6 protein-coding genes, 3 tRNA genes and 1 riboswitch are annotated in these 10,587 nt (G+C 31.8%); all 9 genes read right to left on the minus strand.

Annotated elements, in window-relative coordinates:
- Position 1: 1 nt before the first annotated feature.
- Complete coding sequence (gene secA / locus J2Z44_RS05545) at positions 2 to 2,503, minus strand: preprotein translocase subunit SecA (RefSeq protein WP_021284871.1); 2,502 nt, start codon at positions 2,501 to 2,503, stop codon at positions 2 to 4.
- A 461-nt stretch (positions 2,504 to 2,964) separates the two neighbouring features.
- Positions 2,965 to 3,495: a ribosome hibernation-promoting factor, HPF/YfiA family gene (gene hpf, locus J2Z44_RS05550; RefSeq protein WP_021284870.1), complete on the minus strand. Its 531-nt coding sequence runs from the start codon at positions 3,493 to 3,495 to the stop codon at positions 2,965 to 2,967.
- Between the two features lie 716 nt (positions 3,496 to 4,211).
- Positions 4,212 to 4,892, minus strand: a complete 681-nt coding sequence (locus J2Z44_RS05555) for a ComF family protein (protein WP_021284869.1) — start codon at positions 4,890 to 4,892, stop codon at positions 4,212 to 4,214.
- Positions 4,865 to 5,887, minus strand: coding sequence for a hypothetical protein (locus J2Z44_RS05560; protein WP_209649399.1), 1,023 nt, complete (start codon positions 5,885 to 5,887; stop codon positions 4,865 to 4,867). Before J2Z44_RS05560 ends, J2Z44_RS05555 begins: the two co-directional genes overlap by 28 nt.
- Before the next feature lie 98 nt (positions 5,888 to 5,985).
- Positions 5,986 to 8,193 (minus strand): SF1B family DNA helicase RecD2, encoded by a 2,208-nt coding sequence (gene recD2 / locus J2Z44_RS05565; protein WP_021284866.1) that lies wholly within the window; start codon positions 8,191 to 8,193, stop codon positions 5,986 to 5,988.
- Between the two features lie 412 nt (positions 8,194 to 8,605).
- Entirely contained in the window at positions 8,606 to 9,781 is a 1,176-nt protein-coding gene (metK, locus tag J2Z44_RS05570; protein ID WP_209649400.1) for a methionine adenosyltransferase, read from the minus strand.
- Between the two features lie 160 nt (positions 9,782 to 9,941).
- A riboswitch (SAM riboswitch) is annotated at positions 9,942 to 10,041 on the minus strand.
- 269 nt (positions 10,042 to 10,310) lie between these two features.
- Positions 10,311 to 10,395 (minus strand) — tRNA-Tyr (locus J2Z44_RS05575).
- A 5-nt stretch (positions 10,396 to 10,400) separates the two neighbouring features.
- A tRNA-Thr gene (locus J2Z44_RS05580) sits at positions 10,401 to 10,475 on the minus strand.
- A 30-nt stretch (positions 10,476 to 10,505) separates the two neighbouring features.
- Positions 10,506 to 10,581 (minus strand) — tRNA-Val (locus J2Z44_RS05585).
- Positions 10,582 to 10,587: the final 6 nt, after the last annotated feature.

The following is a 10,587-nucleotide window of genomic DNA, read 5'->3' on the forward strand; positions in this document are numbered from 1 at the left end:
TCTATTCTCCTCTTCCGCAGCAGTTTTTGTATTTGTATCCTGATCCACATGGGCATGGATCATTTCTATTTGGCTTTTCTTTCTTCTTCACAGGCTCTTTCTTTAAGCTATCATCTTCATTAGTTGAAGTTATTTTAGCAACTCTTTCTCTCTCTGGAGCCTTTTCCATAGAAACATGGAATAGATACTTCACAGTTTCTTGTTTAATGTTATAAATCATTTCATTAAACATATCGCTACCTTCCATTTGGTAAGCTTGTGCAGGATCTTGTTGTTTATATGCTCTTAAACCTATACCTTGTTTTAAATGATCCATATCATCAATATGATCCATCCACTTAGAGTCAACTACTTTTAATAAGATAACTCTCTCAATTTCTCTTATTTGTTCTTCACCAAAGTCAGCTTCTTTTTCGCTATAAAGCTTCGTTGCAACATTAAGTAAAGCTTCTTTTATTTCATCATCAGATAACTTCTCTAAGCTTTCCACAGTGAAGGTATCCTTTGGAAGGAATATTTCTTCACAATACTGTATTAATTTATCTAATTCATCTTTAAAGGTGTCTTCTACTCCACTTATATGTGAACTTACAGCATCAGATATAACATCCTTTATCATATCTTGTATCTGATCTTTTATATTTGCACCTTGAAGAACTGTTTGTCTTTGCTTGTATATAATTTCTCTTTGCATGTTCATAACATCGTCATACTTAACTACATTTTTTCTGATGTCAAAGTTATTTCCTTCAACCTTCTTCTGAGCACTTTCAATTGCTCCTGTAACCATCTTACTTTCAATGGCATCCTCATCAGTTAATCCAAGTCTATCAACTACACTAGCTAATCTTTCAGAACCGAAAATTCTCATTAAATCATCTTCAAGTGAAATATAGAATCTAGACATTCCTGGGTCTCCTTGACGACCTGAACGTCCTCTTAACTGGTTATCAATACGTCTTGATTCGTGTCTTTCTGTTCCTATGATCTTAAGCCCGCCAAGATCAGTAACTCCTTCTCCAAGCTTAATATCAGTACCTCTACCTGCCATGTTAGTAGCTATAGTTACTGCACCCTTTTGACCAGCAAGAGAAACAATTTCTGCCTCTTTTTCATGGTACTTAGCATTAAGTACTTGATGTGGAATTCCCTTTTTCTTAAGCATTGCAGATAAGACCTCTGATTTTTCAATACTTACAGTACCTACTAGAACTGGCTGACCTTTTTTATAAGTTTCAGCGATATCTTCTACTATAGCCTTATATTTTCCAGGTACAGTTTTATAAACTAAATCTGCTAAATCTAATCTTACAACAGGTTTATTTGTTGGTATTACAATAACATCTAGTCCATAAATCTCTCTGAATTCACTTTCCTCTGTTAATGCAGTGCCTGTCATACCTGATAATTTATTGTACATTCTAAAATAGTTTTGGAAGGTAATTGTTGCTAAAGTCTTAGATTCTTTTTCAACCTTAACCCCTTCTTTAGCCTCTATAGCTTGGTGAAGGCCATCACTATATCTTCTTCCTTCCATAAGTCTTCCTGTGAATTCATCAACAATAATTACTTCGCCCTCTTTAACTATATAATCTTTTTCATTCTTCATCATATAGTTAGCTTTAAGACCTTGAACCACGTGGTGTTGTACATCCATATTATCTGGATCTGCATAGTTTTCAAGATGGAAGTATTTTTCAGCCTTTGCAATACCCTCATCTGTTAAAATTACAGAGTTTGCTTTTTCATCAATAGTGTAGTCCTCTTCTCTTAAAGACTTTACAAAGTAATCTGCTACTCTATAGAAATCAGTAGATTTTTCTCCTTCTCCAGAAATAATAAGAGGTGTTCTAGCTTCGTCAATAAGGATGGAGTCAACCTCGTCAACTATAACATAGTTTAGTTCTCTTTGAACTTTTTCTTCCTTATATATAACCATATTGTCTCTTAAGTAATCAAATCCAAACTCGTTATTTGTTCCATAGGTAATATCTGAATTATACATTTCTTGCTTCTCTACTTGAGTTTGACCATGAACTATAACACCAACCTTAAGTCCAAGAAACTCATGAACCCTACCCATTTCATCTCTATCTCTTTTTGCAAGATAGTCGTTAACAGTAATGATATGAACTCCTTTTCCAGTTAAGGCATTTAAATAGGATGGAAGGGTTGCAACAAGAGTTTTACCTTCTCCAGTTTTCATTTCTGCAATTCTTCCCTGATGAAGAACTATACCTCCAATTAACTGAACATCATAATGTCTTAAGCCTAATACTCTTTTTGAAGCTTCTCTTACTACTGCAAAAGCTTCTGGTAAAACATTTTCTAAGGTTTCACCCTTACTTAATCTATCCTTAAACTCTTGAGTTTTATTTCTTAGTTCCTCGTCTGTTAGTATTTCAATTTCTCCCTCTAAGTTATTAATCTTTTTTACTAAGGGCATTATTCTCTTAATTTCTCTATCACTATAGCTTCCAAATACTTTGTCAAAAAGTTTCATATTATCATCCTCACTGTTCATCCTTTTTAATAAGATAAATTAGCCTAATATTTATACCATCATTAAATTACACACTTAATCTAATAGTTTCCTTTAATTAAGGTGTATCAAACCCACAATATAAAATAAATCACTAGTTTTAAAGTCATATCTAAGATTATAGCACTTATTTAATATTACTTCAACTTTGCCTATTATAATATTCTGAAAATAGTTTCTAACAAAATTAGTGAATTTATGAGAAATAAAATTTTCATCTAATCTGTAGCTTCCCTAGTTTGGTTCACTTGTGATTATTAGAAATTAATCAATAAAAAATTAGTAATAAAGTCTATAGGTAATTATTATAAAACTCCTTAGTTTCTTCTTATTGTATTTCTCTCTAAACTTTAAAAGAGATTATGGATTCATCTCCATAATCTCTTATATTTGTTATTTAAAAGTTTAAATTGCTATGCAACCTAAAATTCCTGTTCAATTAGACCATAATTTCCATCATTTCTTTTATATAGAACATTTACCTGATTTGTATTAGAATTTTTGTATACATAAAAGTCATGGCCTAAAAGTTCCATTTGAAGTACTGCTTCTTCTTCTGACATTGGCTTCATTGCAAACCTCTTAGTTTTAACAATTGTTGGCTCTTCACCTTTTGAATCATCTTCATATGAGGATATATTTTGGAATCTTAAGGAATCTTCATAGTTTCTTCTTTGAAGTTTAGTTTTTTGTTTTCTTATTTGACCTTCTAATTTATCTATAACTAAATCAATAGCACTATACATGTCACCATTTTTTTCTTCTGCTCTTAGCATTACATTATTGAAAGGAATTAAAACCTCTATTTTTTGTAAGTTTCTTTCTACACTTAGTGTTGCTGTAGCACTAATATTTTCACTGAAATACTTTTCTAGCTTAGATATCTTTTTCTCTACTATAGATTTTAGTGCATTTGTTATCTCTATGTTTTTCCCTACTATTCTGATTTTCATAATGACAGCCCCTTTCAATATTAACTAGGACTTTTAGTAATCCTTTTGTTAAGTATATGTTTTCTTTAATATTTTATTATTTTTCCTTGAAAATTATTTATTTATTTGATGATTATATTTTAGTATTAATTCCATTACTTTTCAAACGATATTTGTCCCAATTTTCTAACAACTATAGTCATTATTCCCTAATATCTATTTCTTCCTTCTTTAACATACTTCTTTCTTACCCTTATATAGTATGATTTTTTTTTTAACTTGTGATATAATCTAAATACACGGGCTATTATAGAAATTTACTATATTTGTAGATTGCTATTTCTCCATAGTCTCTTATATAATTTAAAACTTATATAATGATTATCTTATGAATCTAAACTTTATGAGTGGGTAAATAATGAACAGTATAGTAATTACTACGAGCTGCTTATTGTGGCTTAATTATATAGTTAAATAGCATATAATATAAAAGCAAAAAACACTTTGATTTCTCAAAGTGTTTTTTAAAGTCGGTTGACCTGGTCTTTGACCCCACACTCGCCTGCTGGAGGTTTCGCTACCCAGACTTAACTTCTCACTACTAACCCTCTCGCTAAAAGCGGCAGGACTTACTTCTAAGCCGCACCATGCTCATTAAAACTTTGTTTAACTTACGTGGATCGTTTCGCCTGCGACTGGCATCGACTTTCAACCACAAACCCGACTCACTTTTTATATTATACCCTACTTTTTGCAACAGTCAATATATAAACTTCATTTGCACCAAACTTTTTTAAAGTACTAGCACAATAAAAGGCTGTAGCACCAGTAGTTACCACATCATCAATAAGTAATATGTTTTTCCCCTTAATGCTTTCAGTATTTATACAAATAAAACTGTCTTTAATATTCTCCCAACGTTCCTCAGTACTTAACCCTATTTGATCTTTTGTTGTTTTTATTTTTTTTAGTAAACCTTTATATGGTATATCTGCATTGACACTTACAGTTTTACAGATAACTTCACATTGATTAAAGCCCCTCTTTTTCATTGCCTCTGAAGAACTTGGAACAAAGGTCATTATATCTATATCTTCCTTTAGATCACTTTTAATAAAGTCCACTATATACTCACCAATTACCTTACCAGCATAAAAATTTTTTTCATATTTTAAAGCTAATACTAATTTTTTAATAGAATAGGAATAAAACCCTAGTGAGTAACATTTAAAGGTTTCTTCTTTATCTTTAAGTGGATACTTTAAATAATTTATTTTTAATTGTTCCTTACATTGCGAACATAACAAGCTGTCACCACAGGTAAACCCACATAATATACAGTTCTCCATGCCACAAAACACCATATCAACAATACAGTTCAATACATATTTTACAGATTTAAAAATCCCGCTTCCCATGCCCTCTTATTTAACTCCCTTAAAATATCCTTTGCATTATCCATATCTTCACTTAATTCATTAGATAGAAAAATTACTTCCCCTCTTTCTAAGGATTTGCTTCTGCTTGCCCTGCTAGATAAATACACTAACTTTTTATAATTAAATATCTCATCTTCAGCAAAAAAAACCATCACATTAATGCCTGTTAAATCCACATCACTATTTTCAAAGCAGTTTGTAACCATAATCGCCTTAGCCTTAGCTAAAAATTTTGTTAATGACTCATGCTTTTTGCCACAACTTTTATAACTAAAGATATTTTTAGTTAGTTCATCCTTAAAATTTATTAGGTAATTGTAGATATTATCCACCTTTTTATCATCAGGCACATAAATTACTACTTTTTTATTTGAAATTATTGACCACTTTAAATAATCATAAACTACTAAAGGTAAATCTTCATTAACATTTATTCTTGTATTTATAATCCTAGGCTCAATTAATGGCTTTCCATTATTGTTAGGGCATTGAAATAAGGTAACTTCACTTGTGAAAACCTGTTCAACCGAGTAAGCAATCATAGTTCCATAATCTGCGCAGCAGCTTTCTAATAGTTTTTTTATACATTCCTTATTGTAAAGTGGCATAGAGTTAATATCATCATAAATTACTAAATCAAATTTTTCATCTAGGTATAAAGCTCCGTTGTGATTAACAACATTTAAGCCGCTTTTTAAAGAAGTTGTTAGCTGTGGTCCTAAGTAATTACATATAACCCCTTCTTCTCTTAGTATATTAACTAAAAAAACATCATTTACATTTTCATTGGTAATGTACAAAACCGTTTTCTTTTGTGCTAATGCGTAAAGAATAAGCTTTTTGAAAATCCTTGGAGTATTATAAAAAAAAGAAATAATATTAATATTGCAGGCTTTTGCTTTAAAATATTTTAATAGCTTTTCTTCTAAGCTTTCCTTAAGAGTAATTCCTTTACTTTCTTTAGCAATGAACATAAAATCTCTCCTTGACTAAATAATAAATAAACTTATTTTGTACACAAACTTTAGATATGCTTTTCTTTCCACCTAAAGAAAGTGAGTACTTTTTTAAATTAGGCCTCAAATATTTGCTTTATTCTCCACTTAAGCCCAGAAAATCTTTCAAAACTCCTATCATTATCCTTCATAAATTGGATAGCTTTAGGGCTTCCTACAAGAACTACTAACTGCTTAGCTCTTGTAATACCAGTATAAAGCAAATTTCTGTTCATTAGTAAAGGCGGTCCCATAAACATGGGCATAATAATCACCGGAAACTCGCTGCCTTGACTTTTATGTATTGTTATTGCATAGGACAAAGTTAGTTCTTCTAAATACATATCTTCATATTCTACGGTTTTATCGTCCTCAAAGTTCACTACAACTTTATCCTCTTCTTCATTTATATCAATAATATATCCTATATCTCCATTAAAGATTCCAATGCCTTCTTCCTTACCATGTGAGTATCTAGTCCATTTCATGTTATAATTATTCTTCGTTTGCATAACCTTATCTCCAACCCTAAAAATAGTATCTTTAAACAGCTTTTCAGCCTTACCTTTTATCTTTGGATTTAAGATATCTTGTAATTCTTTGTTTAAGTTATCTACACCTACTATGCCTTTTTTCATTGGAGATAAAATTTGAATATGCTCCATCTTATTCCACTTTTTATTGAACTTAGGAAGCCTTTTATTTATTAAAGAAACAATTTCTTCTAAAATAACTTCCCCTTCACCTGACTCTATAAAATAAAAATCCCCATTCTTTTTATTTAACATAGGCATTTTTCCTTCATTTATGAGATGGGCGTTAACTACAATCATACTCTCTCTACCCTGTCTAAATATCTCATTTAACCTTACAACTTTTACTGCCTGGCTTTCTATTATATCTCTTAGTACATTTCCCGGCCCTACAGAAGGTAACTGATCCACGTCTCCTACTATTATTAATCTAGTTCCCACGGCTATAGCATTCAACAGATTATTCATAAGATTTATATCAATCATAGAAGCTTCATCTAAAATAAGAACATCACACTCAAGGGGTGCTTCCTCACTTCTATATAACTCAACATCTTCCTCGCCTGCTCCAAGCTCTAGCATCCTATGAATTGTTTTAGCTTCTCTTCCTGTAGCTTCACTCATCCTTTTTGCCGCTCTCCCAGTAGGTGCCGCCATAAAAACTCGCTTTCCTGCTCCCTCAAATATATCTACGATACAGTTTATAATAGTAGTCTTCCCAGTACCTGGCCCCCCAGTTATAACTTCAATTCCATTATTTACAGCACCCTTCACAGCTTCCTTTTGGGATATTGCTAAGGTTATATTATTTTTCACCTCAAAGTCTCTAATTTCTTCTTCTGCATTAATATCCATTTCATCATAATGAGCCGCTGCTAGAGTAACTATTTGCTTTGTAACCCCTAGTTCCGCATATAAAAAAGGAATTGTAAAAACACCTTTTGACCCTTCTATATCTTCAACTTTAAGCTTTCCTTCTATAACTGCTTCATATATACTGCTATTTAAGGCTTCTTCCTCTACTTCTAAAATTTCTTTTCCTTTTGCAATTAACTTATCCATAGGCATATATGTATTTCCTATAGCGCAAAACTCATTAATAATATACTTTATGCCACTTTTTATTCTAAAGGTAGAATTTTTATCTATCCCTAAATGCCTAGCAATATTATCCGCCGCTTTAAATCCTATACCTGTAATTGTCTCTGTTAATATATAGGGATTATCCTTAACTACATTTATAGAGTTTCCACCAAATCTTTTATAGATTTTCATGGCTCCATTAGGAGTTATCCCAAAACCTTGAAAAAACATTATAATGCCTCTAACCTCTCTTTGACTAGAATAGGACCTCATAATGAGTTCAATTTTTTTACTCCCAATTCCTTTAATCTCATTTAGTCTCTCTATATTATTATCCAAAACCTCTAAACTACGTTCTCCAAAAAAATCTACAATTTTTTTAGCTGTAATAGGTCCAATCCCCGAAATTACACCACTTGCTAAGTATTTTTCAATTCCTGCTTTAGAAGTTGGAACAATCTCCTCAATAACAGTTACTTTTAACTGTTCGCCAAACTTTGCATGATTAACCCATTCACCTGTAATATTATATTCTTGACCTTCCACTATATAAGGAAGTGTTCCTACTATAGTAATGGCATTATTTCCGCTGTTTACTTTGGCTATGGTATATCCATTTTCATCATTTTTAAAAATTATACTGTTGATTACACCTTGAACTGTTGGCATAATATCTCTCCTAAAAATTTTATATCTCTTCAATTATAGCATAAGGATTTTAATAGGGCATTATATACCTGCTCTTCAAACCTTATTTCTCTATTTATATAGAATGAAATAAAGATACTCCATAAATATATAAGTCTATTTTGCATTCTCTTAAATATAAGTTGTTTAAAATTATCTTATAATATAAAAGTACTATTGCAACTTATATATTATATTTTAAACAATAATGCTAGCATAAACACACTAAATGTCCTTCTAAGTACAATTTTTTTCTCCCAATTAACACCGTTACAAAATAGACCACAAAACCCAACCTTCTATATACTTTAAACATAAAATATATAAAAAAGACCTAAGACTTATACTATACAAAACAATAAAGTATAGTAAGTCATAGGTCTTTTACTTTAAATTATAAACACTTTTTTATTTCTTCAACTTTGTCTAGCTTTTCCCATGGTAAGTCAAGATCAAGTCTTCCAAAATGTCCATAAGCAGCAGTTTGCTTATAAATAGGTCTTCTTAAATCTAAGTTTCTTATTATAGCAGCTGGTCTTAAGTCGAATACTTTTTCAATTAATTCAACAATCTTGTCATCTGCTATTTTACCAGTTCCAAAAGTTTCAACTTCAATTGATACTGGTCTAGCAACTCCTATAGCATAAGCAAGTTCAATTTCTAACTTATCCGCAACGCCAGCAGCAACTAAGTTCTTAGCAACCCATCTTGCAGCATAAGCAGCAGATCTGTCAACTTTAGTTGGATCTTTTCCTGAGAATGCTCCACCACCGTGTCTTCCATATCCACCATAAGTATCAACGATAATTTTTCTTCCTGTTAATCCAGAGTCCCCTTGAGGTCCACCAATAACAAATCTTCCAGTTGGATTTATGTAGTACTTAGTATTATCATCTAATAATTCAGCTGGAACTATTGCTTTTACTACATGTTCCATTAAATCTTTTTCTATTTGATCATGCTCAACCTCTGGTCCATGTTGAGTTGAAATAACTATTGTGTCAATTCTTACTGGTTTATTATCTTCATACTCTACTGTAACTTGAGTTTTTCCGTCTGGTCTTAAGTAGCCTAAAGTACCATTTTTTCTTACTTCAGTAAGTCTTCTAGATAATTTATGAGCCATAGCTATTGGTAGTGGCATATACTCTTCAGTTTCATTAGTAGCGAAACCAAACATCATACCTTGGTCTCCAGCTCCTATAGCTTCAACTTTATCTATCTCACCTTTTTTTGATTCTAAAGCCTCATTAACTCCCATAGCGATATCGCCTGATTGCTCATCTATAGATGTTAACACTGCACAAGTGTCCGCATCAAAACCATATTTAGCTCTTGTGTATCCGATTCCCTCTATTGTTTGTCTAACAATTTTAGGAACATCAACATAACAGTTTGTTGTGATTTCCCCCATTACTAAAACCATTCCTGTTGTTACAGCAGTTTCACAAGCAACTCTTGCTGTAGGGTCTTGTTCTAATATAGCATCTAATACTCCGTCTGAAATTTGGTCGCAGATCTTATCTGGATGTCCTTCTGTAACTGACTCTGACGTAAATAATCTTCTCATTTTATATCTCCTCTCTCTTTCGCTATTAAAATTAATATAATAAGAAATTTTCTTAAACACTGGGAGTTATTCCTCTTAATTGCCAAGAGTTATTCTTAGTTATATTCTTAGCAAAAAATAAAAACTCTTCCTTGATAAGAAGAGTAAATTTTTATACACTCTCTTATCTTGCAGACTTTACTGCAGGAATTGGCACCATTGTTAAAAAACTGGTTGCCGGGTTTCATAGGGCCCTGTCCCTCCACCTCTCTGGATAAGAGTTATTATTTAATTTTCTAAGCTATATTAACATAATAAATATTTTGTGTCAATAGATTATTATTTCTAATAGAATATTATTTTATTCTACACTACTAAATAACATTAATCATTATTAGAATTAAACAAGATTTATTTTGGACTTAAGTGCATAGTCATAAAAACACCATTTCACTTATGATAAATTTAAATCGTTTCCTCTATAACTTCTTTATATTGACAATCTAACTTTAATCTTATACAAAGTAAAAAACACCTATATTAGGTGTTTTGGTGGAGGAGGACGGATTCGAACCATCGAAACGAAACGTAACAGATTTACAGTCTGCCCCCTTTGGCCACTCGGGAACTCCTCCATATTTGGAGCTGGCAATAGGAATCGAACCTACAACCTGCTGATTACAAGTCAGCTGCTCTACCGTTGAGCCATGCCAGCATATATTTAGTTTTATATTTTTAGGTTTAATGGTGGTCGCAACAGGGATCGAACCTGTGACCCTCTGCTTGTAAGGCAGATGCTCTCCCAGCTGAGCTATGCGACCTTATGT

It is taken from the genome of Clostridium punense, from assembly GCF_017874425.1.
GTDB lineage: Bacteria > Bacillota > Clostridia > Clostridiales > Clostridiaceae > Clostridium_J > Clostridium_J punense.

Excerpts from the sequence above, each read along its gene's own strand:
- J2Z44_RS05560 (WP_209649399.1), bottom strand. The coding sequence starts at position 5,887 with ATGTTCATTGCTAAAGAAAGTAAAGGAATTACTCTTAAGGAAAGCTTA.
- J2Z44_RS05555 (WP_021284869.1), bottom strand. The coding sequence starts at position 4,892 with ATGGGAAGCGGGATTTTTAAATCTGTAAAATATGTATTGAACTGTATT.
- metK (WP_209649400.1), bottom strand. The coding sequence starts at position 9,781 with ATGAGAAGATTATTTACGTCAGAGTCAGTTACAGAAGGACATCCAGAT.
- secA (WP_021284871.1), bottom strand. The coding sequence starts at position 2,503 with ATGAAACTTTTTGACAAAGTATTTGGAAGCTATAGTGATAGAGAAATT.
- hpf (WP_021284870.1), bottom strand. The coding sequence starts at position 3,495 with ATGAAAATCAGAATAGTAGGGAAAAACATAGAGATAACAAATGCACTA.
- recD2 (WP_021284866.1), bottom strand. The coding sequence starts at position 8,193 with ATGCCAACAGTTCAAGGTGTAATCAACAGTATAATTTTTAAAAATGAT.